The sequence below is a fragment of the Bradyrhizobium sp. MOS001 genome (genome assembly GCF_004634465.1).
GTDB classification, from domain to species: Bacteria; Pseudomonadota; Alphaproteobacteria; order Rhizobiales; family Xanthobacteraceae; genus Bradyrhizobium; species Bradyrhizobium barranii.
Genome location: NZ_SPVJ01000001.1, coordinates 83,946 through 108,558 on the forward strand (window position 1 = coordinate 83,946; position 24,613 = coordinate 108,558).

The 24,613-nt window shown below is 64.7% G+C and carries 30 protein-coding genes and 1 pseudogene; 17 read left to right on the forward strand and 14 right to left on the reverse strand.

Features of this window, described 5'->3' with window-relative positions; translation table 11 throughout:
- The first annotated feature begins 9 nt into the window (after positions 1-9).
- Entirely contained in the window at positions 10-597 is a 588-nt protein-coding gene (locus tag CT676_RS00360) for a class I SAM-dependent methyltransferase (protein ID WP_085401209.1), read from the forward strand.
- A gap of 19 nt (positions 598-616) precedes the next feature.
- Here the strand turns inward: CT676_RS00360 and CT676_RS00365 are convergent, their stop codons facing one another.
- Together CT676_RS00365 and phaC are read right to left on the reverse strand one after the other, a co-directional pair.
- Complete coding sequence (locus tag CT676_RS00365) at positions 617-1,015, reverse strand: MAPEG family protein (RefSeq protein WP_063983501.1); 399 nt, start codon at positions 1,013-1,015, stop codon at positions 617-619.
- 63 nt (positions 1,016-1,078) lie between these two features.
- A complete protein-coding gene (gene phaC, locus CT676_RS00370) occupies positions 1,079-2,887 on the reverse strand; it encodes a class I poly(R)-hydroxyalkanoic acid synthase (protein ID WP_135213522.1) in 1,809 nt (602 codons plus the stop codon).
- A 253-nt stretch (positions 2,888-3,140) separates the two neighbouring features.
- On the opposite strand from phaC, the gene CT676_RS00375 reads away from it, so the two are divergent.
- The 6 genes from CT676_RS00375 to CT676_RS00400 all read left to right on the forward strand — a co-directional run bounded on the left by CT676_RS00375 (position 3,141) and on the right by CT676_RS00400 (position 9,165).
- Entirely contained in the window at positions 3,141-3,416 is a 276-nt protein-coding gene (locus tag CT676_RS00375) for a hypothetical protein (protein ID WP_135213523.1), read from the forward strand.
- Positions 3,417-3,625: 209 nt separating this feature from the next.
- Positions 3,626-4,846 (forward strand): LL-diaminopimelate aminotransferase, encoded by a 1,221-nt coding sequence (locus tag CT676_RS00380; protein WP_014495524.1) that lies wholly within the window; start codon positions 3,626-3,628, stop codon positions 4,844-4,846.
- Between the two features lie 30 nt (positions 4,847-4,876).
- Positions 4,877-6,193 (forward strand): homoserine dehydrogenase, encoded by a 1,317-nt coding sequence (locus CT676_RS00385; RefSeq protein ID WP_135213524.1) that lies wholly within the window; start codon positions 4,877-4,879, stop codon positions 6,191-6,193.
- 139 nt (positions 6,194-6,332) lie between these two features.
- Positions 6,333-7,334, forward strand: a complete 1,002-nt coding sequence (gene glpX, locus CT676_RS00390; protein ID WP_063983497.1) for a class II fructose-bisphosphatase — start codon at positions 6,333-6,335, stop codon at positions 7,332-7,334.
- Between the two features lie 142 nt (positions 7,335-7,476).
- A complete protein-coding gene (locus tag CT676_RS00395) occupies positions 7,477-8,196 on the forward strand; it encodes a haloacid dehalogenase type II (protein WP_135213525.1) in 720 nt (239 codons plus the stop codon).
- Between the two features lie 75 nt (positions 8,197-8,271).
- Positions 8,272-9,165, forward strand: a complete 894-nt coding sequence (locus tag CT676_RS00400) for a LysR family transcriptional regulator (RefSeq protein WP_135213526.1) — start codon at positions 8,272-8,274, stop codon at positions 9,163-9,165.
- An 18-nt stretch (positions 9,166-9,183) separates the two neighbouring features.
- On the opposite strand, the gene CT676_RS00405 is transcribed toward CT676_RS00400, so the two are convergent.
- The 7 genes from CT676_RS00405 to CT676_RS00425 all read right to left on the reverse strand — a co-directional run bounded on the left by CT676_RS00405 (position 9,184) and on the right by CT676_RS00425 (position 13,442).
- On the reverse strand, positions 9,184-9,345 hold the full coding sequence (locus tag CT676_RS00405) for a hypothetical protein (RefSeq protein WP_244623017.1): 162 nt from the start codon (positions 9,343-9,345) through the stop codon (positions 9,184-9,186).
- A 55-nt stretch (positions 9,346-9,400) separates the two neighbouring features.
- On the reverse strand, positions 9,401-9,526 hold the full coding sequence (locus CT676_RS46005; RefSeq protein WP_275552071.1) for a hypothetical protein: 126 nt from the start codon (positions 9,524-9,526) through the stop codon (positions 9,401-9,403).
- A 4-nt stretch (positions 9,527-9,530) separates the two neighbouring features.
- A complete protein-coding gene (locus tag CT676_RS43775; protein WP_167767883.1) occupies positions 9,531-9,689 on the reverse strand; it encodes a hypothetical protein in 159 nt (52 codons plus the stop codon).
- 27 nt (positions 9,690-9,716) lie between these two features.
- On the reverse strand, positions 9,717-11,138 hold the full coding sequence (locus CT676_RS00410; RefSeq protein ID WP_135213528.1) for an OFA family MFS transporter: 1,422 nt from the start codon (positions 11,136-11,138) through the stop codon (positions 9,717-9,719).
- A gap of 265 nt (positions 11,139-11,403) precedes the next feature.
- Positions 11,404-12,090: an alpha/beta hydrolase gene (locus CT676_RS00415; RefSeq protein WP_135213529.1), complete on the reverse strand. Its 687-nt coding sequence runs from the start codon at positions 12,088-12,090 to the stop codon at positions 11,404-11,406.
- 276 nt (positions 12,091-12,366) lie between these two features.
- Positions 12,367-12,852 carry a VOC family protein gene (locus CT676_RS00420; RefSeq protein WP_135213530.1) on the reverse strand — a complete coding sequence of 162 codons (486 nt, stop codon included), beginning with the start codon at positions 12,850-12,852 and terminating at the stop codon, positions 12,367-12,369.
- A gap of 110 nt (positions 12,853-12,962) precedes the next feature.
- Positions 12,963-13,442 (reverse strand): FCD domain-containing protein, encoded by a 480-nt coding sequence (locus tag CT676_RS00425; protein ID WP_343287523.1) that lies wholly within the window; start codon positions 13,440-13,442, stop codon positions 12,963-12,965.
- Between CT676_RS00425 and CT676_RS00430 the strand changes: the two are divergent.
- Positions 13,402-13,539 (forward strand): annotated as a pseudogene (locus CT676_RS00430) (4-hydroxythreonine-4-phosphate dehydrogenase PdxA); the annotation flags it as partial. The gene CT676_RS00425 and the pseudogene CT676_RS00430 overlap by 41 nt on opposite strands.
- Before the next feature lie 10 nt (positions 13,540-13,549).
- Here CT676_RS00430 and CT676_RS00435 read toward each other — a convergent pair.
- Together CT676_RS00435 and CT676_RS00440 are read right to left on the reverse strand one after the other, a co-directional pair.
- Positions 13,550-13,963 carry a cupin domain-containing protein gene (locus CT676_RS00435; RefSeq protein WP_071914269.1) on the reverse strand — a complete coding sequence of 138 codons (414 nt, stop codon included), beginning with the start codon at positions 13,961-13,963 and terminating at the stop codon, positions 13,550-13,552.
- A gap of 50 nt (positions 13,964-14,013) precedes the next feature.
- Positions 14,014-14,757: an SDR family oxidoreductase gene (locus CT676_RS00440; RefSeq protein WP_028161286.1), complete on the reverse strand. Its 744-nt coding sequence runs from the start codon at positions 14,755-14,757 to the stop codon at positions 14,014-14,016.
- A 369-nt stretch (positions 14,758-15,126) separates the two neighbouring features.
- Between CT676_RS00440 and CT676_RS43780 the strand changes: the two genes are divergently transcribed.
- The gene (locus tag CT676_RS43780) at positions 15,127-15,300 is read left to right on the forward strand and encodes a hypothetical protein (protein WP_167767884.1); all 174 of its coding nucleotides are present in this window, start codon (positions 15,127-15,129) and stop codon (positions 15,298-15,300) included.
- A 73-nt stretch (positions 15,301-15,373) separates the two neighbouring features.
- Positions 15,374-16,132: a sulfite exporter TauE/SafE family protein gene (locus CT676_RS00445; protein WP_135213531.1), complete on the forward strand. Its 759-nt coding sequence runs from the start codon at positions 15,374-15,376 to the stop codon at positions 16,130-16,132.
- 80 nt (positions 16,133-16,212) lie between these two features.
- On the opposite strand, the gene CT676_RS00450 is transcribed toward CT676_RS00445, so the two are convergent.
- Complete coding sequence (locus CT676_RS00450; RefSeq protein ID WP_135213532.1) at positions 16,213-17,289, reverse strand: methyl-accepting chemotaxis protein; 1,077 nt, start codon at positions 17,287-17,289, stop codon at positions 16,213-16,215.
- A gap of 283 nt (positions 17,290-17,572) precedes the next feature.
- Here CT676_RS00450 and recJ point away from each other — a divergent pair, with 283 nt between their 5' ends.
- The 3 genes from recJ (at position 17,573) to CT676_RS00465 (ending at position 21,222) form a co-directional block, all read left to right on the forward strand.
- Complete coding sequence (gene recJ / locus CT676_RS00455; RefSeq protein WP_071914265.1) at positions 17,573-19,414, forward strand: single-stranded-DNA-specific exonuclease RecJ; 1,842 nt, start codon at positions 17,573-17,575, stop codon at positions 19,412-19,414.
- 92 nt (positions 19,415-19,506) lie between these two features.
- Positions 19,507-20,316 (forward strand): glucose 1-dehydrogenase, encoded by an 810-nt coding sequence (locus tag CT676_RS00460; protein WP_071917473.1) that lies wholly within the window; start codon positions 19,507-19,509, stop codon positions 20,314-20,316.
- Between the two features lie 108 nt (positions 20,317-20,424).
- Positions 20,425-21,222 (forward strand): aldolase, encoded by a 798-nt coding sequence (locus tag CT676_RS00465; protein WP_071914263.1) that lies wholly within the window; start codon positions 20,425-20,427, stop codon positions 21,220-21,222.
- A gap of 70 nt (positions 21,223-21,292) precedes the next feature.
- Here the strand turns inward: CT676_RS00465 and CT676_RS00470 are convergent, their stop codons facing one another.
- Entirely contained in the window at positions 21,293-22,522 is a 1,230-nt protein-coding gene (locus CT676_RS00470; protein WP_135213534.1) for a lytic murein transglycosylase, read from the reverse strand.
- A 133-nt stretch (positions 22,523-22,655) separates the two neighbouring features.
- Between CT676_RS00470 and CT676_RS00475 the strand changes: the two genes are divergently transcribed.
- From CT676_RS00475 to CT676_RS00485, 3 genes are all read left to right on the forward strand, one after another.
- Complete coding sequence (locus CT676_RS00475) at positions 22,656-22,916, forward strand: hypothetical protein (RefSeq protein ID WP_135213535.1); 261 nt, start codon at positions 22,656-22,658, stop codon at positions 22,914-22,916.
- A gap of 73 nt (positions 22,917-22,989) precedes the next feature.
- Complete coding sequence (locus CT676_RS00480; protein ID WP_028161293.1) at positions 22,990-23,241, forward strand: hypothetical protein; 252 nt, start codon at positions 22,990-22,992, stop codon at positions 23,239-23,241.
- 84 nt (positions 23,242-23,325) lie between these two features.
- A complete protein-coding gene (locus CT676_RS00485) occupies positions 23,326-23,514 on the forward strand; it encodes a hypothetical protein (RefSeq protein ID WP_135213536.1) in 189 nt (62 codons plus the stop codon).
- Between the two features lie 6 nt (positions 23,515-23,520).
- Here the strand turns inward: CT676_RS00485 and CT676_RS00490 are convergent, their stop codons facing one another.
- Positions 23,521-24,051, reverse strand: a complete 531-nt coding sequence (locus CT676_RS00490; protein ID WP_135213537.1) for a MarR family transcriptional regulator — start codon at positions 24,049-24,051, stop codon at positions 23,521-23,523.
- Between the two features lie 53 nt (positions 24,052-24,104).
- On the opposite strand from CT676_RS00490, the gene CT676_RS00495 reads away from it, so the two are divergent.
- Positions 24,105-24,584, forward strand: a complete 480-nt coding sequence (locus tag CT676_RS00495) for a carboxymuconolactone decarboxylase family protein (protein ID WP_135213538.1) — start codon at positions 24,105-24,107, stop codon at positions 24,582-24,584.
- Positions 24,585-24,613 lie beyond the last annotated feature (29 nt).

The following is a 24,613-nucleotide window of genomic DNA, read 5'->3' on the forward strand; positions in this document are numbered from 1 at the left end:
GGTACTGCGGTGGACGAAGCGACCTTGCAATTCTACCGGCAGAACGCCGAGGCCTATGCCGGCTGGGCGAAGGCCGCATCGACGCGGTTGCGGGGCTTTCTCGCCCTGCTGCCGCCGGGAGGCGCGATCCTCGAGCTCGGTTGCGGTGCCGGCAATCATTCCGCAGTGATGCTCGCCGAAGGTTTTTCAGTGCGTGCGACCGATGGCTCGCCCGAAATGGCCGGGATCGCCTCGCGCCGGCTTGGTCATCCCGTCGAGGCGATGCGGTTCGACCAGCTGGATGGGCACGAGGCCTATGACGGCGTCTGGGCGAGCGCCTGTCTGCTGCATGTGCCACGCGACGAGCTCGCCGGCATCCTTGGAAAGATCCACCGTGCACTCAAGCCATCAGGCGTGTTCTACGCCAGCTACAAGATGGGCGAGGGCGACGCGCGAGACAGCCTCGGGCGGTACTACAGCTACGTCTCGCGGGAGTGGCTCGAGATGACTTACGCCAGCGCAGGTTCGTGGATCACGCTGTCGTCGGACACCAACGTGATCCAGAGTTTCGACGAGACGCCAGCCAACATGCTGAACCTCGTCGTACGCAGGGCCTGATCCCTAAGAGACCCGATTTCTAGAGCACCTTGAAGATTGCCAGCGCAAGCACGGCCTGGGCGAGGAAGCCGACGGTGAAGGCGAGAGTCCGGAACACCGGGATTCCGAGCGCATAGACGATCAGATGCGCGACACGCGACCAGAAATAGACCGCACAGGCGAGCACGGTCCATTTCGAGGAATAGTCGATCGCGTTCAGGATCAGCACCAGCGGCGCGAAGAGCACGAGGTTTTCGACGGCGTTGTCATGCGCGAACATCAGGCGGTTCGCCCACTCCGCCTGCGGCTTGTCGGCGCGCGAGGGATTGGCCAAGGCGCCACTGAGCCCCCGAACCTGGCAGCGGTTGATGGTGTAGGGAATCCAGAGGATCCCGGTCAGGATCACCGTCAGTGTCAGCCAGAACAATTCGCGCGTCATGGTCCGTCCCCTGTGTCTTCGCTGCGTTGAGAGCGAGTCTATACGAAAGCGCGGGCGAGTCCGCTATGCGCGAACCCTGACATAGCTGCCGGGCGCGTCCTCGATCGGGGGCAGGGCCTCGCTGCCGACCACGCGCGCCGGGACTTCCTCCGGATCGAGCTCGCCCAGCCATTGCCGCCAGTCCGGCCACCACGAGCCCTTGTGCTCCACCGCGCCCTTCATCCATTCGGCGACGTTGACATCCTTGACGTTGTCGTTGGTCCAGTACTGGTACTTGTTCGAGGCGGGCGGGTTGACCACGCCGGCGATGTGGCCCGAGCCGGACAGGACGTATTTCACCGGGCCGCCGAAGAACTGCGAGCCGTACAGCACCGATTCGGCCGGCGCGATGTGGTCCTCGCGGGTGGCGAGGTTGTAGACGGGCACCTTGACCTTGGAGAGGTCGAGCAGCGTGTTGTCGAGCACCATGGTGCCGGTGGAGAGCCGGTTCTCCAGGTAGCAATTGCGCAGGTAATAGGAGTGGTTCGATGCGGTCATGCGCGTCGCATCCGAATTCCAGTGCAGGAGGTCGAACGCGCTCGGCTGCTGGCCCTTCAGATAGTTGCTGACGACATAGGACCAGATCAGATCGTTGGAGCGCAGCATGTTGAAGGCCATCGCCATCTTCGAGCCTTCGAGCACGCCGGCCGCCTTCATGTCCTGCTCGAGGGCCGCGATCTGGTCCTCGTCGACGAACACGAGGAGATCGCCGGCATGGGTGAAGTCGACCTGCGCGGCGAAGAACGTCGCCGACGCGACGCGCTGGCGGCGCTTCTCGGCGAGCCAGGCCAGCGTGGTCGCGAGCATGGTGCCGCCGACGCAATAGCCGGCGGTGTGCACCTTCAACTCGCCGGTGACCTTCTCGATCACGTCCATCGCTGTGAGCGGGCCTTCCTTCATGTAGTCTTCCCAGCTCTTGTTGCCGAGCCGCTTGTCGGGATTGACCCATGAGATCACAAACACGGTGATGCCCTGGTCGACGCACCACTTGATGTAGGATTTCTCCGGCTTGAGATCGAGGATGTAGAACTTGTTGATCCAGGGCGGCACGATCAGGAGCGGCGTGCGCAGCACGTTCTCCGTGGTCGGCGAATACTGGATCAGCTGCATCATCTCGTTCTGGTAGATCACCTTGCCCGGCGTCGTCGCCATATTGACCCCGACGACGAGATTGTCCGGATTGGACTGGCGGATCTTCAGCATGCCCTTGCCGGCCGCGATGTCCTCGGCCAGCATCTTCAGGCCGCGCGCGAGGTTCTCGCCGCTGCTGGCGACCGTCTCGCGCAGCACTTCCGGATTGGTCAGCACGAAGTTGGACGGCGAGATCGCGTTGGTGATCTGCTGGATGTAGAACTCCGCCTTGCGGCGGGTCTGCGGGTCGAGCCTGTCGGCGTCGCGCACCAGCTCCTGCGCCCATTTGGTCGTGAGCAGATAGAGCTGCATCATGAAATCGAAGAACTGGTTCGACTTCCATTCCGGATCGGCAAAGCGCTTGTCACGCGGCGAGGGCGCGATCGCGGGCGGGGCGTCCTGGCCGGCCATGCGGCGCGCCGCCGAGCCCCAGAGGTCGAGATAATCCTTGGCGAGCTTGGTCTGCAGATCCGACGCGCGGGATGTGTCCGACAGCCAGTATTCGGCGACCGACGTGAAGGCCTTGACCACTTCCGTCAGCTCGGCCGGCGGGCGATCCTGCACCTCGCCGCTCTCGCGTGGCTTGAGATACGCGGCGAGCGCCTTGCCGCCGCTCTCCATCGCCTGCGCGACATTCATCGCGAAGGCTTCCGCATCGAACTTCGTTTCGGATTTGGGTGTGTCGGTCGTGGCGCTACTCATGAGCAGAACAGTAACGATTCATTCCGTATTCGTCACCGCGAAGCTCGCATGTTTGGCGTTAAACAAGCTCCAACATGTGCTGCACTGCGACAAAGCCCCTTGGTTTTGTCACAATCAGCGTGCACCTCTTCCGCAGTGGGCCTTGGAAGTATTCTCGCTCGTACCATTTGTGGGCAGCAATGGTTTGAGCTTGGGCAGGTTGTCGGGTTAAGTTCCGGCAGCCTCGCATTGGGACGAGTAGGGGATTTCCCAAGTGTTAGCGTTGAGGGACCTGCAAAAGTCGCTGCCGATCTGTGGCGCGCTGCTGATGGCGGCGCTTGCCTTGGGCGGCTGCTCGAGTCAGCTGGCTGACTATACGCCCACCGACGCGCAGGCCCATCCCAGGGAGCCCGGCTCCTACCTTCCGGTGCACGATCTGCCGCCGGATCGTGATCAGGCGATCATCCCGCCGGACCAGCGCGCCAAGATTGAAGCCGAGCTGGCCGCCGCGCGCGAACGCCAATCGGTTGCCGCAAAAGACGCCAAGTAACGCGGCGTAATCGCTGGCGCCCCCGCCATGCCGTGCTAAAAGACCTCAGTTCAGCCGAGAGTCAGGGCGAACGACTTCAGCTCCTGCCGTCGAATATTACTCTAAGCGTTTGATTTTGAGTGATTTTCGCGAGGGGGCGAGAGCTTTCCCGAGCGGCTGTCATGGCCGGTCGATTCTGTCCTGACCGGTTGCCCGGAGCCCAGAGAGCCATGGAAGAGTTTTACCGCATCCGCCGCCTTCCGCCTTACGTGTTCGAGCAGGTCAACCGGGCCAAGGCGGCCGCGCGGAATGCCGGCGCCGACATCATCGACCTCGGCATGGGCAATCCGGACCTGCCGGCGCCGGCGCATGTGCTGGAGAAGCTGAAGGAGACGCTGGGCAAGCCGCGCACCGACCGCTACTCGGCCTCCCGCGGCATCCCCGGGCTGCGCCGGGCTCAGGCCGCTTATTACGCCCGCCGCTTCGGCGTGAAGCTCAACCCCGACACCCAGGTCGTGGCGACACTCGGTTCGAAGGAGGGCTTTGCCAATGTGGCGCAGGCGATCACCGCGCCCGGCGACGTCATCCTCTGCCCGAATCCGAGCTACCCGATTCATGCCTTCGGCTTCCTGATGGCGGGCGGCGTGATCCGTTCGGTGCCCTCGGAGCCGACGCCGCAATTCTTCGAGGCGGTGGAACGGGCGATCGTGCATTCGATCCCGAAGCCGCTCGCGCTCGTCGTCTGCTACCCCTCGAACCCAACCGCCTATGTCGCGAGCCTCGACTTCTACAAGGACCTCGTCGCGTTCGCGAAGAAGCACGAGATCCTGATCCTGTCCGATCTCGCCTATGCCGAAGTCTATTTCGACGAGAACAACCCGCCGCCCTCGGTGCTCCAGGTGCCCGGCGCGATCGACGTCACCGTCGAGTTCACCTCGATGTCGAAGACCTATTCGATGGCCGGCTGGCGCATGGGCTTTGCGGTCGGCAACGACCGCGTGATCGCCGCGCTCGCCCGCGTCAAATCCTACCTCGACTACGGCGCCTTCACGCCGGTGCAGGTCGCCGCGACTGCCGCGCTGAACGGCCCCGACGATTGCATCAAGGAGATGCGCGACACCTACCGCAAGCGCCGCGACGCGCTGGTGGAGTCATTCGGCCGCGCCGGCTGGGAGATCCCGCCGCCGGAAGCCTCGATGTTCGCCTGGGTGCCGCTGCCGGAGGCCTTCCGCAGCGTCGGCAGCATGCAGTTCGCAACCCTGATGGTGGAGAAATCCGGCGTCGCGGTCTCGCCCGGCGTCGGCTTCGGCGAGCACGGTGAAGGATATGTCCGCATCGCCATGGTGGAAAACGAGCAGCGGATCAGGCAGGCCGCGCGCGGCGTGCGGCGCTTCCTTGAAAGCGGCATCGAAACGTTGCACAACGTCGTTCCGCTCGCCAATCGGCGTTAAGTTTCTCTTCGGCAGGTTTTCTAAGGCATCATGGTTGCACCCCTGAAAGTGGGCATAGCGGGGCTCGGCACCGTGGGCGCCGAAGTTGTCCGTTTGATCGAGACCCAGGCCCGCGTGCTCGCGGGCCGCAGCGGCCGCGGCATTCGCGTCGTCGCCGTCACCGCGCGCTCGAAGGCGAAGAAGCGCGGCGTCGATCTGCGTGGCGTCGAATGGGTCAGGGACCCCATGGCACTGGCCACGCATCCCGGCATCGACTGCTTCGTCGAGCTGATGGGCGGCGCCGGTGATCCCGCTCTCTCTGCGGTCGAAGCGGCACTGAATGCGGGCAAGTCGGTCGTCACCGCCAACAAGGCGCTGCTCGCTAAGCACGGCCTGAAGCTTGCCAAGGCCGCCGAAAAGCACGGCGGCGCGCTGAATTTCGAGGCAGCGGTCGGCGCCGCGATCCCTGTCATCAAAACGTTACGCGAAGGGCTTGCCGGAACCGGCGTCACCCGCGTCTACGGCATCCTCAACGGCACCTGCAATTACATCCTGACGCGGATGGAGCAGGAGGGCCTGTCCTTCGCCGAATGTCTCAAGGATGCGCAGCGGCTCGGCTACGCCGAGGCCAATCCGTCCTTCGACGTCGATGGCCACGACACGGCGCAAAAACTTGCCATTCTCGCCAGCCTCGCTTTCGGCACGAAAGTTGCTCAAAGCGCGGTGTATGTCGAAGGTATCTCATCCATCGCGCCGGAAGATCTGCGCGCGGCCGACGATCTCGGTTACCGGCTCAAGCTGCTCGGTGTTGCCGTTCGCACCGCCAAGGGCATCGAGCAGCGCGTACATCCGACCATGGTTCCAAAATCCTCCTCGATCGCGCAGGTGATGGGTGTCACCAATGCGGTCACGATCGATGGCGAGGGCATCCCTCCGATCACGCTGGTCGGCCCCGGCGCCGGCGGTGCTGCGACCGCATCCGCCGTCGTCGCCGACATCGCCGACGTTGCGCGCGGCATCCGCGCCAATCCGTTCGGCCGGCCGATCTCGCATCTGCGCGACACCAAGAAAGCGCCGATGGAGCGGCACGAGGGCGGCTACTATATCCGCCTGCTGGCGCGCGACTTCCCGGGCACTGCGGCCGCGATCGCGACCCGGCTCGCGGAGCAGAAGATTTCGATCGAGTCGATCGTGCAGCGTCATCCCAATGGCGGCGCTGCGCCGGCGAACGGCAAGGCGGTGCCCGTGCCCGTCATCCTGATCACCTATGCGACGCATGAGGACGCCGTGCGACGCGCGCTCGCGGCCGTGCAGAAGGACAAGGTGATCAGCGGACGGCCACAGGTGATCCGGATCGAGAAGAACTGAGCATGACCCGGAAAAGTGTGAAGAGGTTTTCCGGAAAGGTCATGCTCAAACAATAGGACACGGTTCGAACGAACTGTGGGTGTTACGAGTTGATGCGGGCGGAGATTTCCGTCCAAAACTGTTCCGAAGGAGTTAGCCGATGTCGACCCATATTTCAGTCCCGCCGCACGCGTTGCTCGAGCGCATCCTCACGCTGGAGATCGTGCGGGTGACGGAGCGGGCGGCGGTGTCTTCGGCGCGGCTGCGCGGGCACGGCAATGAGAAGGCGGCCGACCAGGCCGCGGTGGACGCCATGCGGCGCGAGCTCAACAAGCTGCCGATCGAGGGCACCATCGTGATCGGCGAGGGCGAGCGCGACGAGGCGCCGATGCTGTTCATCGGCGAGAAGGTTGGCATGAACGCCGGCCCGCAGGTCGACATCGCGGTCGACCCGCTCGAAGGCACCACGCTGTGCGCCAAGAACATGCCGGGCTCGATTGCCACCATGGCGATGGCCGACGGCGGCACGCTGCTGCACGCTCCTGACGTCTACATGGAGAAGCTCGCGATCGGTCCCGGCTACGACAAGGGTGTTGTCGAAATTGATGCCTCGCCCGCCGACAACGTCCGCCGCCTCGCCAAGGCCAAGGGTGTCCAGCCGGAAGGCATCACCGTTCTCGTGCTCGACCGCCCGCGCCATGCCAGCATCATCGAGAGCGTGCGCTCGACCGGTGCCGCCGTCCGCCTCATCACCGACGGCGACGTGGCCGGCGTAATCCACTGCGCCGACCCCGATAACACCGGCGTCGACATGTATCTCGGCACCGGCGGCGCGCCGGAAGGCGTGCTCGCGGCCGTGGCGCTGCGCTGCATCGGTGGCCAGATGCAGTGCCGCCTGATCCTGGATTCCGACGAGAAGCGCGAGCGCGCCGCCAAGATGGGCGTCAACGATCCCAAGATGATCTACGGCATCGAGGACATGGCGCGCGGCGACTGCCTGTTCGCTGCCACCGGCGTCACCACGGGCTCGTTGCTGTCGGGCGTCAAGTTCCGCAAGGACGGCGTGATCGAGACCGAGACGGTCGTGATGCGCTCCGTCACCGGCACCGTGCGTTACATCAAGGCCGAGCACCGGCAGTTGGAGAAGTTTTACCTGGGCTGACGCGCTTCGTCATTCCGGCGCGACGGGACCGCGCAAAGCGCGCGGCCCGGAGAAACCGGAATCTCGCGCCATAACTTCTGGATTCCGGGTTGGTGCTGACGCGCCCCCCGGAATGACAAGAACAACAAAAGAGGAAGCGCACATGTCCGATCTCTCCTCCGTCAAAGCCCTGGTCTTCGACGTGTTCGGCACCGTCGTGGACTGGCGCACCAGCCTGATCACCGACCTCACGTGGTGGGGCAAGGGCCGCGGCATCTCCGCCGACTGGACCGCTTTGGTCGACGGCTGGCGCGGCATGTACACGGCCGCCATGGATGACGTGCGCAAGCACCCCGAACGTGGCTATGTCATCCTCGACGTCCTGCACCGCCGCTCGCTGGACAAGCTGGTCGAGAAGTTCGCGATCAAGGGTTTGACCGAGGCCGACCTCGACTACATCACCAAGGGCTGGCACCGTCTGCATCCCTGGCCCGACAGTGTCGCGGGCCTCACACGGCTGAAGTCGAAATTCGTGATCTCGCCGCTGTCGAACGGCAATGTCGCGCTGCTCACCAACATGGCGAAGTTCGCAGGCCTGCCGTGGGACCTCATCATGTCGGCCGAGCTGTTCGAGCACTACAAGCCCGATCCCGAGACCTATCTCGGCGCCGCGCGCCTGCTCGGCCTCAAGCCGGAGCAGGTGATGATGGTCGCCGCCCACAACGGCGATCTCGCCGCCGCGCAGAAGAACGGGCTGAAGACCGCGTTCGTGGCGCGGCCGACCGAATACGGTCCGCTTCAGAAGGTCGACTTCGAGGCGACCGGCAATTGGGACATCGTCGCCAAGGATTTTGGCGGGGTCGCCGACAAGCTCGGCTGCTGAGCGGCATCGCTTCTGTTTGACATCCTTCAAGACAGCGCCTTTCATATCGACAATGTCGATGTGTGAGGTGCGCCCCTGGATACCGAGCTCGCGCGTACATTCCTGACGGTGGTTGCCACCGGCAATTTCATCACCGCCGCCGACCGGCTTCACGTCAGCCAGTCCACCGTCAGCACGCGGATCCACTCGCTCGAGGAGCTGCTCGGCTGCACGCTGTTCGTGCGCAACAAGGCAGGCGCGACGCTTACGGTGGCGGGGCGGCAATTTCAGCGCCATGCCTCGACGCTTGTTCGCACTGTCGAGCAGGCCCGCCATGACGTCGGCCTCCCCAAGGGCTTTAGCGGGGTGCTGGTGCTCGGCGGCCGCATCGGCCTGTGGGAGGAGTTCCTGCTGCTTTGGGTGCCGCGCATGCAGGAGGCCAATCCGCAGATCTCGATCCGGGCCGAGAGTGCCCTTGAGCCCGAACTGATGCAGGGGCTGGTCGAGGGACGCATCGACATCGGCGTGATGTACACCCCGCAAAGCCGCCCCGGCCTCAAGGTCGAGTTGCTGATCGAGGAGCAGCTCGTGCTGGTGTCGACCAATCCCAGGAGCGATCCGGAGCCGCAGGAGGGCTACGTCTATGTCGACTGGGGGCCCGAATTCTACGCCCGGCACAGTGCCGTCTTTCCCAATTTCGCGGGGCCTGCGCTGACCGCCAACATCGGCTGGCTCGGGCTGCAGCACGTCCTCGCCAACGGCGGCTCCGGCTATTTTGCGCACCGGATCGTCGAGCCGCTGCTGAAGGCGCGGCGGCTGCACCTGGTGGTGGGAGCGCCGAAATTCTCGATGCCGGCCTATGTCGTCTATTCGGTCGACCAGCCCGACGACCATGTGCAGAGCGCGATAGCGATCATGCGCGACCTCGCCGCCGAGCAGACCCGGCGCGTGACGGAAACGCCGGCGCGTGGCGCGCGCAGGCGCCGCTGACGGCTCGTTTGACTGGATCTATCCGCGCCGGTGCAGGCGGGTCTCGGCGAGCGCCGTCACCGCGCCAAGTGCGAGCGTCGCGACGACGATGTCCGCAGTCGCGTCGAAGCCGATGGTGAGAATTGCAGCGGCGATCACCGCGGCCAGCACGGTGATCGTGAAGCCTTCGTCGGTTATCAACTGTCGCGCACCTCTGAGAAGCGGCGCACGCTTGCTCGTGGGACGCATTCGCCGCCTACTGAAACAGCTTCATGACGTTGAGCAGGGTCTGGATCACGCCCGCGAGCAGGGGGATGCCCGCAAAGCTCCAGGCCAGCGCCAATTGCAGCGGGGTGGTCTTTGCCGTCTGAGCGGTCTGCATGATGTCAGGCCCCCGAGGGATTGTTGCTCGCCGCGGCTGCAGCCGCGATCTCGGTGGCACGATGCACCGGCCGCATCGCCGCCATCGTCCGGGATGCCCTCCAGGCGATCCAGCTCAGCAGCGATTGGGAGAATGACGCTTCGGTCCGTAATGTCGTGGTCATGGTCGCCTCCTTGTGTTCGTCCGAACGTCAGGCAGCACGCGCCGCCTCGAGACCTGAACTGTCCTCGCCTTTCATGTGATGACGCTTGTCGACGGCACGGACGCAGAGATTGGCGAGGAAGCCGACCACGAGCAGTCCGGCCATGATGTACATGGTCGTGTTGTAGGCCTGCGCCTTCGGCACGCCGTGCGTGACGTTGTATTCGCGGATGTAGTTGATCAGCACAGGCCCGGCGATTCCGGCCATCGACCAGGCCGTCAACAGGATGCCGTGGATGGCGCCGACATAGCGCGTGCCGAACATGTCGCGCAGATAGGCCGGCACGGTGGAAAAGGCGCCGCCATACATGCTGACGATGATCAGGAAGCACAGCACGAACAGCACGACATTGCCGCTCGCGCCGGCATAGGGCACGGTCACGTAGAGGGCGATTCCGAGCACCATGTAGACGAAATAGGTGTTCTTGCGTCCGATGAAGTCGGATAGCGAGGCCCAGCTGAAACGCCCGCCCATGTTGAACAGGCTCATCAGGCCGACGAGACCTGCGGCCGCCACCGCGGTGATGTGGCCGGGGAACATCTCCTGGCTCATCGCTGAGGCTTGGCCGAGCACGCCGATGCCGGCCGTGGTGTTGCAGAACAGCACGATCCAGATCAGCCAGAACTGCGGCGTCTTGATCGCCTGGTAGACGAACACGTCGTTCCTGGTCATCAGCCTGGTGGCGGCCGCAGGCGGCACATAACCCTCCGGCTTCCAGCCCTGCGCCGGCACGCGCACGATGGCGGAGCCGACCATCATGAAGACGAAGTAGACACAGCCGAGCGTGATGAAGGCACCGAGCACGCCGACGTCGCTCGTGGTCGCAAACTTGCTCATCAGCCATACGGAGAGGGGGGAAGCGATCAGCGCGCCGCCGCCAAAGCCCATGATCGCCATGCCGGTGGCCATGCCCGGTCGGTCGGGAAACCACTTCATGAGCGTCGAAACCGGGGAGATGTAGCCGATGCCGAGCGCGCAGCCGCCGATCACGCCGTAGCCGAGATAGATGATCCAGAGATTGTGGAGATAGACGCCGAGGGCCGAGATCAGGAATGCGCTCGCCCAGGCAACGCCGGCAGTGAACATCGCCTTGCGCGGGCCGCCTTCCTCGACCCAGCGTCCGAACACTGCGGCCGACAGTCCGAGGAACACCATCGCGATGGAGAAAATCCAGCCGAGCTCGGTGAGCTTCCAGTCGCCGGGTGCCGATTGGGTGACGCCGATCAGCTTGGTCATCGGCAGGTTGAAGACGCTGAAGGCGTAGGCCTGCCCGATGCACAAATGCACGCAAAGCGCCGCGGGCGACACCATCCATCGGCTGTAGCCCGGCCTTGCGATCGTGTGCTCGCGATCGAGGAAGGGCAGCAGCGAACGTGCAGGCATTCCCGATGCGTCGAGCGTCGTCGTCATCCAATCCTCCGGTGCCTCGCTGTTCTCGGGGGCGGCCTTTACGGGCAGCCGGGCGATGGCGCGGGATCAGGCTACGCAGAAGGAGGATTTTGGCAAACGAATAATATGCGCTGTTACAATCGGATTAATCGATATTAGAAAAAGCAGAAATCGTCATGGCGTTTTCGCGATGGACAAAAGGTCCGGGCGGTCTCGCGCCGCCCGGACCTGATCTGAAGAATGACAACGTCATCTGCATTGGTTCGGTATGGTATGTCAGCTGATGCTACTTCGCTGTGACCGCATTCGCAGCCTTTCGGATCACATCCAGCACCACATCCGGCTTCGACAGCATGGGGACGTGGGACGAAGGCACTTCGGTCACGGTGGCGTTCATGCGCTTCGAGACGAAGTGTTGCAGATCGGGGTGAACCGTCTGGTCCTTGCTGGCGAGGATGTACCAGCTCGGCTTCGAGGTCCACGCTGTGCCATCGACCTTTTGGGTCAGGAGATCCGCAACCGGCGCCCCTTGCGTTGCGTAGACCAGCTTTTGCTCGGCTTCGGGCAGGTCGCCGGCAAAGTGCGTCAGGCCGCTTGGCTTGAGCCAGACACGGCCCGCCGGCGCGTCGATGTGGCCGAACACCTGCGTCGTCGGAAATTTTGCAATCTGGCTCTGCGAAGTTTCGTCGGCAGCGGGCGCGAGCGCCGCGATGTAGACCAGCGCGGTGACCCGCGGATCGGTTCCGGCATGCGTGATCAGTGTGCCGCCATAGGAGTGGCCGACGAGGACCACGGGTCCGGGAACACGGCCAAAGCACGCCGTCACGCAGGCGACGTCGGTTGCGAGTGAATCGAGCCCGTGCTGGCTCGCCAGGACCTCGTGGCCTTCGGCTTGCAGCGCCGGGATCAGCTTGCCGAAGCACGATCCGTCAGCCCAGAGGCCGTGCGCGAAAACGATGCTTGGTTTGGTCATGAGATGGTCTCCGTTGGCTGCGCAACGGCGAGCCGAGGTGCTCGCGGAGCGTGAAGCGGGGGAGCTTCACGTCTAACGCGCGACCACGTCAGCTGACAGAGGGTCGCAAGGATAATCGGGCGAATGCGAAATTGAGCAAGTTCGGCTCGTGAGCCGAATGCAGCGTTTACCCCACACGACAGAGAGCGTGCATCAGTTCAATGGTCCGGGCAGCGTGCACCGTCGCGATAGTGTCTCCTGATTGCGCGATGCGGCAGGACTGGACGAATCTTTGCGTCAGGATGGCGTGCGCATGCCCAGGCGTTCGACGAAGCGCACGAGGTAACCGTCCGGATCCTGGACGAGGAATTCGCGCTGGCCGAATTCCTGGTCGCCGACCCGATACCAGGCTTCGTTCGGCTGCTCGTAGAGCGGCCATTTGGCATCGCCGAGAGCCCTCAGCATGGGATCAATGCGATCGACGACCATCTGGAAATTGACGCCGCGTCCGAATGGCCGCTGCATCTCGGCCGTCTCCCAGCGTCCATTCAATTCGCAGAGCATCACCTGCAAACGCCCCCTGACGAGATACGCAAATCGCGCATCGGGGCGATCATAGGCGAGCTCGAAGCCGAGCAAGTCGCGCCAGAACGGCAGGCTGGCTTGAATGCTGGAAACGCCGAGTTCGGGAACGAGATCGGCAAAGCCGCCTTGCGGTGCGCTTCCCGTGCTGTTGGAGGTCGCACGCGCGACGGGGTCAGAGGGCAGCAGTGGTTTGTTCATTGCGGCGTCGCCTGATCTTATGACCGATCTTCGAGGCGGTTATCGCAGCGAAGCGGCGCGAAGGCCAGACGCGGAATGGGGCGAACGAGTGCTCGCCGGGCACGGCCGCCTCATGCGATCCGCAGCGCGAGGTCGTTTCCTTCCGTCTCGGCAAAGCCCGCCTGCAAAACCTCTTCGCGCTTGTGGCGCAGATGCGCACGCAGGATGTGGGAGAGGCCGGCGCCATCGCGCCGCTGCAGCGCGTTCAGGATCGCCTCGTGCTCCTTCACGGCGAACGCCCAGCGCTGCGGTGTCATCGGCGTGACATAACGCGCGCGGCGAATGCGCGCGGTCACGGAAGCATAGAGCCCGGTCAGCGCGGGATTTTCGGCTGCGGCGACGATGGCCTCGTGAATGGCGCGGTTGCCACGATAATACTGGATCAGATCGCCCTCGCGATAATGCCGGACCATGTCGTCATGTGCGGCGGCGATTTCGCCGATCCCGGCGTCGCTGATGCGCTCGCAGGCGAGCTCGCCGGCGAGCGCCTCGAGACCCTGGCAGACCTTCGGTGGCTTCCCATTCCCGATCTGCACGCCCGCGCACGGCACGGCCTACGACATCGCGGGGCAAGGCATCGCGTCGATCGGCGCCAGCCGCGCCGCGTTGCTGCTCGCCGCGGAGATGGCCGCGCGCCGCGCTGCGTGACGAGCCGGCGCTACTTCGTGATCGGCGTGACCAGCTCCTTGTCTGCTGAATCCACGACGAAGACGGCCAGCAGCTTCGCAGGTTCGGTATCGCTGGCATTCGCGCTTATGGCGTGACGGTCGCCGGGCTTTTCGAAGAAATTCTCTCCTTTGCGATAGACCTTGGCGGGCTCGTCATTGACCTGACTGCGGATCGCTCCTTCCAGGATGGTCGCATAGATGAATGCGGAGCGCGGATGCATGTGGGCCGGCGAGGAGCCTCCGGGACCATACTCGACCAGCACGCCCTTCATGCTCTTGCCCGGGACGTTCGGCAGCGCCTGGTCGAACACGACCGTCACTTTGGCCAGAGGTGCCGGTTCGGCCGCATGGCCCGTCAAGACTGATGCGGCATAAACCGCCGTTGCGATCAGCAATCTGCGCATGGGATTTCCTTCATTGCAGTGGTTGTCGTGATGGAAGGTCTGGCGGATCCTCAGAGCCTTGCGAGCCACGTTGCGAGCGGCGTTTTTCCGAGCCGCGCCTCGCCGAGCGGGTTCAGCGATGTGTCGTCGATGGGGGCGCCGTAGTACGGTGCCTTCGGGTCTCCCACCACCGGTCGGGCGTCGCCGGACGCCTTCAGGCGCCGCGCAATGAATTCATTGAAGGGGGCCTTCTCGGGTCCTGCGATATCGATGGTGCCGTTGAGCGGCCGGCCCATGGCAACCTCTGCGAGGCGATCAGCGACGTCTTCGGCGGCGATCGGCTGAAACAGTGCGGACGGGACGACGATCTTTCCTTCGACCACAGCCGTTTCAGCAATGGCGCCGAGGAATTCGAAGAACTGGGTGGCACGAACGATGGAGTAGGGGACCGACGAGGATTTGATGATGGTCTCCTGGGCGAGCTTGGCCCGAAAATAGGAATTGTCGGGCGACCGTTCGGTCCCCACGATCGACAGCGCCACGTGATGCTTCACGCCCGCGGCCGCCTCTGCCGCGACGAGGTTAGTGCTCGAGCGCTGGAAGAAATCGAGCACGGCGGCGGGCTCCCAGGACGGCGCGTTGGCAACGTCGACGACGACATCCGCGCCAGCCAGCGCTGCTGCGAGGCCTTCCCCGGTCACGGCGTTCACGCCTGATTTCGGCGAGGCTGCAACGGCCTCGTGGCCGTGTTGTTTCAACTTCGTCACGAGCTTGGATCCGATCAATCCGGTCCCGCCGATCACGACGATCTTCATGGCATATCTCCTCGGCATGGGGCGAGCGTGAGTGATCCAGGTCCGTGGGCCGATCACGTCACGTCCGCCCAACGTGATGCGAAGCGCAGCGTAGCCGAGCAATGCGGCAAGCTCTTGCCTGTAACCGGCCTGCCTTGCCGGAAAATGCTCAGAAGTCTCATTGCGACGGGGTGGGCGCCGCGCCCGCCGTAGTCGGATCGAAGTCCAACGCAAAGGGTTTGCTGCGTCTGCTCTGCTCGTGCGGAGGCGACGAAATTGCACCGAGAGCAATGTTCTTATTGTACTGATATTTGTACCGGTTCATATTGCAGCACATCGACCCTCAAATGCACCGAGAGGTGGTCGCGCCCGACAAAGCGGAGCAACAGAATGAGCGTGAGTTATCTTGATGTGTTTCTGGCATTCCTCGGAATGACCTTTGGCCTGCCTTCAGTGCTGCCCGGTCTCTTTTTCCAGCGGAAGGCCGAGCCGCCTCGGACCTCGCAAGCGACGTCGACCGATGCCGGCCCAACAGCAACCGATGACGAAGTCACGGCGACCTGAGCCGAGTCTCGCCCGCGATGTTTCGGCGTGACGTGCGCCGAGGCGCGAGCGTGCCGGTCATGGAGATGCGCAGATGGATTTGACGGCCGCCACGGTGATCATCGCCTTTTCCGGCGTCTTCCTGATCTGCTTCATGAAGGGCGCATTCGGCGGCGGCTTCTCCATCGTAGGCATTCCGTTGCTGTCGTGCGTGATGGATCCTGTCACGGCGGGCGGCCTGCTCGCGCCGCTCTTCCTCGCCATGGACCTGTTCGCGCTGCGCTACTGGAAGCCCTCGACATGGTCGAAGCCAGACCTGGTGGTGCTGTTGCCCGGGCTCGTGATCGGCATTGCCCTCGGCTATCTCTTGTTCCGTGTATTGGACCATCGCGCCGTGGCGATCGTGATGGCGGTCGTGACGTTGAGCTTCGTGGGCATATGGCTCGTGAGTGATCCGAAGGTGGTCATTCGTCCGCGCTCCTCGCCGAAGGCGGTTGCTGCTGGTCTTGCCTCGGGTGTCACGACCATGGTCGCGCATTCCGGCGGACCGCCGTTGGCGATGTACCTCCTGCCGCTTGGCCTCAGCAAGGAGGTCTACACGGGAACGACGAGCCTGTTCTTCACCGTCGGCAACGCGATCAAGGCGGTGCCTTGGCTGTTGCTGGTGCGGCCGGCGGGCAACGTCTGGATCGTGATGGCGGCGTGCCTCTTTGCCATTCCCAGCGGCGTCTGGCTCGGCTGGCGGCTGCACGGAAAGCTGGACCAGCGGCACATCTACCGGGCGTGCCATGGCTTGCTGGCCGTGACGGCGTTGAAGCTGTTGTGGGACGGAGTGTCTGGCTATCTCGGATAGGCTGCAAGTCACTCCGCATCACGGCGCGACCATCGTTCGACGGTCACGCTGCCGCGCTCACAGATCACGCGATGATGTCGTCACGCCCCGCAGACGATCACGCCGTACCAGCCGAGGCCGCGATAGGTCTCGTAGCCCGGGGTCGCATGGAACGCGACCAGCGCGCCCGTGCGGTCGTGATAGAAGCCGGACCGCTGGCCGTTCAGCGAGATCGCGATGCGCTCGCTCAAAATACCCTGGCCGTCGGAAGCTGCGATGACACGCAGATTGGAGTCGACCAGCAGCACGCGCGCCTTGTCGCCGTCGCCGACGCGCACGCCCTGCACGATGGCGCGGGCCTGCGCCTCCCAGTCGAAATGGATGGCGAGCACGCCGATCGGCGCGCCGTTGGCCTGGCCGCCGGCGCGGACGCTGGCACAATAGGTCGCGACCTGGGCATTGCCGAGCAGCGGCTGGTTCTCGACGTCACCGGCGACATAGTCGTCGCCGGAGCGCAAGGTTCGCGCCTCGCGAAACCACTTTGTGTGGGCGACGTTCTGGCCGACGACGCGAAAGCGGTCGGCGCGGCCGTTGGCGATGACATTGCCGTCGAGGTCGCAGAGCCAGAGGTCGAGATAGACGGTGTAGGCGCCGAGGATCACGCCGAGGCGCTGCGAGGCATGGGAGACGGCAGCAGCGTTGGGCGAGGCCGCGCAATCGACCACGGCGGAATCGGTCGCCCACCAGCGCACGTCGCAGGTGCGTTCATAGAGATTGCGATCGATCAGCTCGATGGCGTTGAGCGACAGGTCGACCATGCGCTCGCCGCGCGAGCGCTGGCTCATGCGGTCGATCGAGGCAACGAGATCGCCGGTGCGCTTCGTCAGCTGGGTTTCGAGCTCGCGCGCGATGGTTTCGACCTGCTGGCCGACGCCGCGCACCTCCTGCGCCACCACCGCGAAGCCGGCGCCCTGCGCGCCGGCGCGCGAGCTCTCGATCAGCGCGTTCAGCGCCAGCATCTTCATCTGGTTGGTGATCTGCTGAATCGCCTTGGTCTTGTCGACTGCGATCTGGTTGACCTCCGCGGTCAGGCGATTGATCAGTGCGGAGATATCGGAATCGTCATCAGCGGGTTCGGTGGCGATCGGCTTGGCTTTCAGACCCAGCGCAGCAGACATCGGGGAGCTTCCCTTGGCAATGAGGCCTGATCTGCAACGAACCCGGAACAACTAATTACAGATCGAATACGAGTCTTTTTCGAAGATTCCGCCTAACGCCTGCTTAATTTGCTGTTCCACGGAATGCCCAAATGATAGTCAGTCCGCGCAGCAAAGCGGCAATCCACCGCTTTGTGCGGCGTGGACATTGCAAATCCCGGGGGATTCCAGGTCAATCGTCATTGTCGGCCGATCGCCGCAACGCCCGGTTCGATTCCCGGGTTCCTCAAGCCAGTCTCGACTCATGACGCCGCCCGCAACCGCCTTGCCCGTCGAAGTGCCCCAGGCGTTTCTGGGCGTCGCGCGCTCGCTCACCGACAAGCTCTGGCTCGACCGGCTGGATGCGCGCGGGGCTGCCAAGGCGCTCGCCATCGTGCAGCGGCACCAGCTGCCGGAGTTGCTGGCACGGGTGCTGGCGGGCCGCGGCATCGACATCGATGGCGTCAGCGACTTCCTGGATCCGACCATCCGCAAGCTGTTGCCGGACCCGTACACTGTGACCGAGATGGAGGCCGCCGCGAAGCGGATCGCGGACGCAGCGATGCGCGGCGAGAAGGTCGCGATCTTCGGCGACTACGACGTCGACGGCGCGACCTCGGCGGCGCTGCTCGCCTGGCATCTGCGCCATTGCGGGCTCGATCCGCTGATCCATATTCCCGACCGGATTTTCGAAGGCTACGGCCCGAACACTGAAGCGATCCGCGCGCTGGCCGCGAAGGGCGCCACGCTGCTCGTCACCGTCGATTGCGGCACCACCAGCATCGAGCCGCTCGCTGAAGCCAAGCGCCTCGGCATGTCCGTGGTCGTGATCGATCATCACCAGGCCGGCACGGAGCTGCCGGAGGTCGATGCGCTGGTCAATCCGAACCGGCTCGACGATCTCTCGGGCCTTGGCCATCTCGCCGCCGTCGGCCTCGTGCTGGTGACGCTGGTCGCGGTCAACCGCGAGCTGCGCCAGCGCGGCTTCTGGACGAGCGAGATGCCCGAGCCCGATCTCCTCGGCATGCTGCATCACGTCGCGCTCGGCACTGTTGCGGATGTCGCGCCGCTGATCGGGCTCAATCGTGCTTTCGTCGCAAAAGGCCTGATCGCGATGCGGCGGCGCGACCATGTCGGCCACACCGCGCTGATGGACGTGGCGCGGCTCAACGGCCCGCCGGAGGCCTGGCATCTCGGCTTCATGCTGGGGCCGCGCGTCAATGCCGGCGGCCGCATCGGCCGCGCCGACCTTGGCGTGCGGCTCTTGCTCGAAGGCGACAGCGTCGAGGCGGCTCGGATTGCGGCCGAGCTCGATCGCCTCAACAGCGAGCGCCGCGTCATCGAGCAGGCGGCCGAAGCGCAGGCCGAAGCCGAGGCGCTGGCCTCGATCGGGCTAGAGGACAAGATTGGCGTCATCGTCACGGCCTCCGAAGGCTGGCATCCCGGCGTGGTCGGCCTAGTCGCGTCCCGCCTGAAGGAGAAGTTTTCACGGCCGGCCTTTGCGATTGCGCTGGAGCCCGGCGGCATCGGCACCGGCTCGGGCCGCTCCATCGCCGGCGTCGATCTCGGCAAGGCGGTGCGGCAGGCGGTGACCGACGGCATCTTGCTGAAGGGCGGCGGCCACGCGATGGCCGCGGGCGTAACGTTGCGGAAGGAGAAGCTCGCCGAATTCCGCGCCTATCTCGAAAATGCGCTGGCGCGGGACGTTGCCGAGGCGCGCCATGTCAACGAGCTCTATGTCGACGGCGCGGTGTCCGCGCGCGCCGTGACGACGGAGCTTGCGACCACGCTCAACCGCGCCGGTCCCTTCGGCAGCGGCAATCCGGAGGTCGTGCTGGCGCTGCCATCGCATCAGCTCGTCTATGCCGATGAGGTCGGACAGGCGCATTTGAGGCTACGCTTCAAGTCTGGCGACGGCTCGATCGTCAACGGCATTGCGTTCCGTTCGGTCGGCCAGAAGCTCGGCAATGCACTTCTCGCCAATCGCGGTCAGCAATTGCATGTCGCGGGATCGTTGTCGGTCGACCGGTACCAGGGCGCCGAGCGCGTGCAATTCCGCGTCGTCGACGTCGCGCTACCGGATCAGGGGCCATCCGTGATTAGATAACGCAAGATCCCTCGCGACAAACGCGGTACGCGTTTGCGCGGAGATCATGCGTCAAAAATGAGCCGCTCAAACAACAAAAAATGGGAGTGAACATGGCAGGGCAGGTTGAGGGCAAGGTCGCGCTGGTGACGGGCGGTGCGTCGGGTATTGGCGAGGCGATCGTCGAGCTGTTCGCCCGCGAAGGCGCCACTGTCGTCGTCACCGATATCGACGAGCTGCGCGGCCCCGAGCTCGCCAAGCGCGTGACCAAAGCCGGCGGCAAGGCGATCTTCCTGGAGCAGGACGTCACCAGCGAGGAGCCCTGGATCGAGATCGTCGCCGAGATCGCCAAGCGCTATGGCCGGCTCGACATCATGGTCTCCAATGCCGGCATCGGCATTGCGGTACCCTCGATCGTCGATATGACGCTCGCTGACTGGCACAAGCAGAACGCGATCAACCTCGACGGCGTGTTTCTGTCCGTGAAGCATTGCCTGCCGCTGATGCGCAAGACCGGCGGCGGCTCCATCGTCATGATGTCCTCGCTCGCGGGCTTGCGCGGTGCGCCGGGCCTGTCGGCCTATTCGCTGACCAAAGGCGGTGTGCGGCTGTTTGCCAAATCGATCGCGATGGAGTGTGCGGCGGCCGGCGACGGCATTCGTGTCAACTCCGTGCACCCCGGCATCATCGACACCCCGATCTGGGGCAAGATCCCGACGGGGGCGACGGGGGCCGGCCAGAACGCCCCGATCGACCCCGAGGAGCGGGCCAAGGTCGCGACGCCGCTCGGTCGCGCCGGGCAGGCCGCGGAGATCGCCTCCGGCGTGCTGTATCTGGCCTCCGATGCGTCGCGCTACGTCACCGGCAGCGAGCTCGTCATCGATGGCGGCATGAACGCCGGCGGCGTGCCGCGGCGGCAATAAGCCGCCGCGCAAGACGCGAAGGGCAGGGTGGCGCCGGCGGGGGCTGACGCAGAGGCGTCGGCCCTGTACAACGCGGGCCTCTTCCGACCGAAAGAGGTTTCCTTCGCCATGGCGCACAGCCTTCAATCCTCCTCATCCGCACCTGCGCCGTTCCGCTCGAACCGGCCTGATCTCGCCACCGACGCGATCCGCACCGCGCGCGAGGACCTCGCGGCCTGCTTCCGCATGGCCGCGCGCAATGGTTTTGAGGAGGGCATCTGCAACCATTTCTCGGCCGTGGTGCCCGGCCATGACGATCTCTTCCTGGTCAATCCATACGGCTACGCCTTCCGCGAGCTGACGGCGTCAAAGCTCCTGATCTGCGATTTCCACGGCAACGTGCTCGACGGCGAGGGCGCGCCCGAGGCAACCGCGTTCTACATCCACGCCGAGATGCACAAGCGCCTGCCGCGCGCGAAGGTCGCCTTCCACACCCACATGCCCTACGCCACGGCGTTGTCGATGACCGAGGGTGATCCCCTGATCTGGGCCGGCCAGACCGCGCTGAAATTCTACGGCCGCACCGCGGTGGACCGCGACTACAACGGCCTCGCACTCGACAACCGCGAGGGCGCGAGGATCGCATCCGCTGTCGGCGATGCCGACATCGTCTTCATGAAGCATCATGGCGTGATGGTGCTGGCGCCGACCATCGCGGAGGCCTGGGACGATCTCTACTATCTCGAGCGCGCCGCCGAGGTGCAGGTGCTGGCGATGTCGACGGGACGAAAGGTGCTGCCGGTCGATCCCGCGATCGCGGCGGAAACCTACAGGCAGATGCGCGAAGGCGATTCCGAATCCGCGCGATTGCATCTCGCCGCGATCCGCCGCCAGCTGGACGCGGAAGAGCCGCAGTACCGGCACTGACCCCAACCGCCGTCATTACGGGCTCGCGCCAAGTGGCGCGCCCCGGAACGACAAAGTGAGAGAGCGGGCCCTACGATCCCTGCCGCAACTTCGCCAGCACCTTCAGCCCACCATAACCATCGGCGGGCGTGATCCCCGCGCGCTGCTGAAAATCCTTGATCGCCTTCATGGTGTCGTTGCCGACGCGGCCGTCGGTGCCGCCGGTGTCGAAACCGGCCTTGGTCAGGCGCGTCTGCATCTCCTGCACCTCGGCGAGCGTCAGCGCGCGCTCTGAGCCGGGGAAGGGCTGGATAAAGGGCGGCGCGCCGAGGCAGCGGTCGCCCAGATGGCAGATTGCGAGCGCATAGTTCATCGAGGGATTGTAGCTCTTCACCGAATAGAAATTCGGTCCCAGCAGGAATGTCGGCCCGCCCGCAACCGGCGTCCACATCTGCGCGGATGCATTCGGTTGCGGAAACGGCTGGCCATCGGCGCGGGTGACGCCGGCCGCCTGCCACGCCGCGTAGGTCCGGTTGCCGCTCGCCTCGCCGGATGCGCGCACCTCGTAGCCCCAGTGCTCGCCACGGCGCCACTTGCCGCGATTGACCAGATACTTTGCCGTTGAGCCCAGCGCGTCGTCGGGCTTGCCGAACGGCGAGACCTTGCCGTCGCCGTCATAGTCGATGCCGACATTGAGCCAGACCTCCGGCATCCATTGCGAGTGCCCCATCGCGCCGGCCCAGGATCCCTGCATCTGCTCCGGCGTGCTCCAGCCCTTGTCGACGATGCGCAGCGCGTTGATCAGCTCGGTCTCCCAATAGGCTTTTCGCCGCGGCTCGTTCCAGGCGAGCGCGGCGAGCGAGGGGAATACCGGCGTCATGTGGTTTTGTTGCACCAGCGGATCGCCATAGGCGGACTCCACGCCCCACAGCGCCAGCAGCGTGCCGCGCTCGACGCCGAAATCGCGCTCGATGCGCGCGAGCAGCGCCTCGTTGTTTTTCAGTGCGATCTTGCCGTTGATGATGCGCCAGTCCGAGACGCGGCGGTTGATGTATTGCCAGACCTGCTCGTGGAATTCGGGCTGGTTGCGCATCTGCTTGAACACGCTCATGTCGGGCTCGACCCGCGCCATCGCGCGTTGCCAGGTCGCGGCCGAAATGCCCTTCGCCATGGCGCGCGCACGAAAACCCTCGCGCCATTCGTCGAAGCCCGGAGGCGCGGCGAGAAGCTGCGTGGGGAATGTGATGAGTGCGGCTGCGCCGAGCGTGGATCGAAGCAGGGCGCGGCGGCTGTGATTGGCCGAGGAATCAGCTTGTTTCATGGACCCATTCTAGCGGGAAACACGGCTGCTGTGGGCCGGTTCCTGGAACACCGGGAACAGGCCGTCGCGCCGCGTTCCGCCGGAACAAAGTGTCGCAGTCCCGCATTCCCTCCGCATACACTGGAGGACGAAGATGAAGAGATATCTGTTTGCCGCCGCCATGGTCACGGCCATCGCCGCCCCTGCATTCGCTGACGAAGTCGGCGTTCACGTCGGCCCGGTCGGTGCGGGCGTGACGGTCGGACAGTCCCACGAATATCGTGAGCGGGACCGCGATCGCAACCGCACTACGGTCATCAGGGAGCGCGAGCCTGCCAACCGCACCACGGTGATCAAGAAGGAAGATGAATTCGGCAATCGCAGCAAGACCGTGCTTCATCACGACAACGACTGACGGAGCAGGGCCCCGGCCGAGCGCCGGGGCTCGCCTTCTACACGCAGTCTGCTCATCAAGAATTCGGGGTGGAATGAAGATACGGGCACATGCGGAAAGCCACGTCGTCGAGCTCGACGACGGATCGCAATGGCGGATCTATCCCGGCGATCTCGCGACCACGTTGAGCTGGAAGCCCGAAACCGATCTGCGTCTCGAGCCGAGCGGTGATCGGACGAGTTCGCATGTGCTGGTGAATGCCGCCGATCAGAGCCGCGTGCGCGTGAGCGCGGCGGGCGATGCCTGGCCCGACGGCGAGGTTAAGAAAGCGTTGAAGGGCGGCTGAGCGTCCTTAGGCTTGCCCGGATATCCCCAATTTCAAGCCTGTCGCTTTACGGTCGGTTTGCTTCCGTCTGCCCAGAATGCGCGCATGCGGGAGCTGTTCGACATCATCCGTACCAATCCCTGGCCGTTCGGCGCCGGGCTGTTTGTCGTGATCCTGATGATCATCGCCGAGAACTTTGGTCGTGGCATCCAGGGCGACGGCGCCGTCAGCGATTTCTCGGATGCCGATGGAGGCGACGGCGGCTGCGGTGGTGACGGAGGCGGCGGCGACTAGAGCCGGTTAGTCCTCCTGCAAATCGGCGGCAATGCCGGCGAGCCAGCGCCGGATCGCGGTCTCTGCCTTGGCGTCCAGACTTGCGGCAAGGCGCTTCTCCAGCGCGATCACGCGCTCCCTGCAAGCCTTCAACAGCGTCGTTCCCCGCTGCGTCAGCGTCCATTGCTGGATCCGGCCGTGGACCGGATGAGGCGTCATCACGATCGCACCGTCGCGATCGAGGTTGCGAATGATCACGCCGACCGTCTGCGGGGTCAGGAACGTGAGCCGGGCGACGTCGGCGCCGGAGAGGCCGGGATAGGCGTTCAGCATGGTCAGCACGGCAAATTGCGGCGACGTCACGCCGAGGTCGGCGAGCGTCCGTTCCATCGTCAGGCGGACCGCGGCGTGGGCTTGTCGCAGCAGATAGCCGAGATAACCTTGCTCACCGCGCTTGCCTTCGCCGGGCGCAGGCACGCGAACGGCAGCGATTTCGGCAGGCGCGGCCGGCTTCCGCGAAGCCTTCGATTTCGTGATGGCAGCGGTCTTGCGTGTCATATAAGAGCTCTTATAAGATGTAAGTAGTCTTACAATACACGAGGTGAACGGCAATGTCACACGCCCGCAGCGAGTACGAGGATTTCAAGAAGATCGCACCCGATGCGTATGAGCTGGTGCTGGCGCTCGGCCAGGTGGCGGCCAAGGCGGGCCTCGACAAGCAGCTGCTCGAGCTGGTCAAGCTGCGCGCCTCGCAGATCAACGGCTGCGCCTTCTGCGTGCAGCACCACGTCCTGTTGTCGGAGCGGATCGGGGTGCCCGTGGACAAGCTTAATCTGGTTGCGGTCTGGCGCGAGGCGCCGGTCTTTTCCGCGCGCGAGCGGGCCGGGCTGGCCTGGGCGGAGGCGCTGACCTTCCTGCCCGATGGCGTCAGTGAAGAGGTCTATGCGGACGCTTCCGGCGAATTCTCCGAGGCCGAGCTGATGTACCTGACCTCGGCGGTCGCCTCGATCAACGTCTGGAACCGCTTTGGCGCCGCGTATCGCTGGACACCGGCGAAGCGGCCGGTCGCAGCGAGCGCCGCGGCATCTTGATTGCAACAACGAGAAAACAAGGGGAGGTT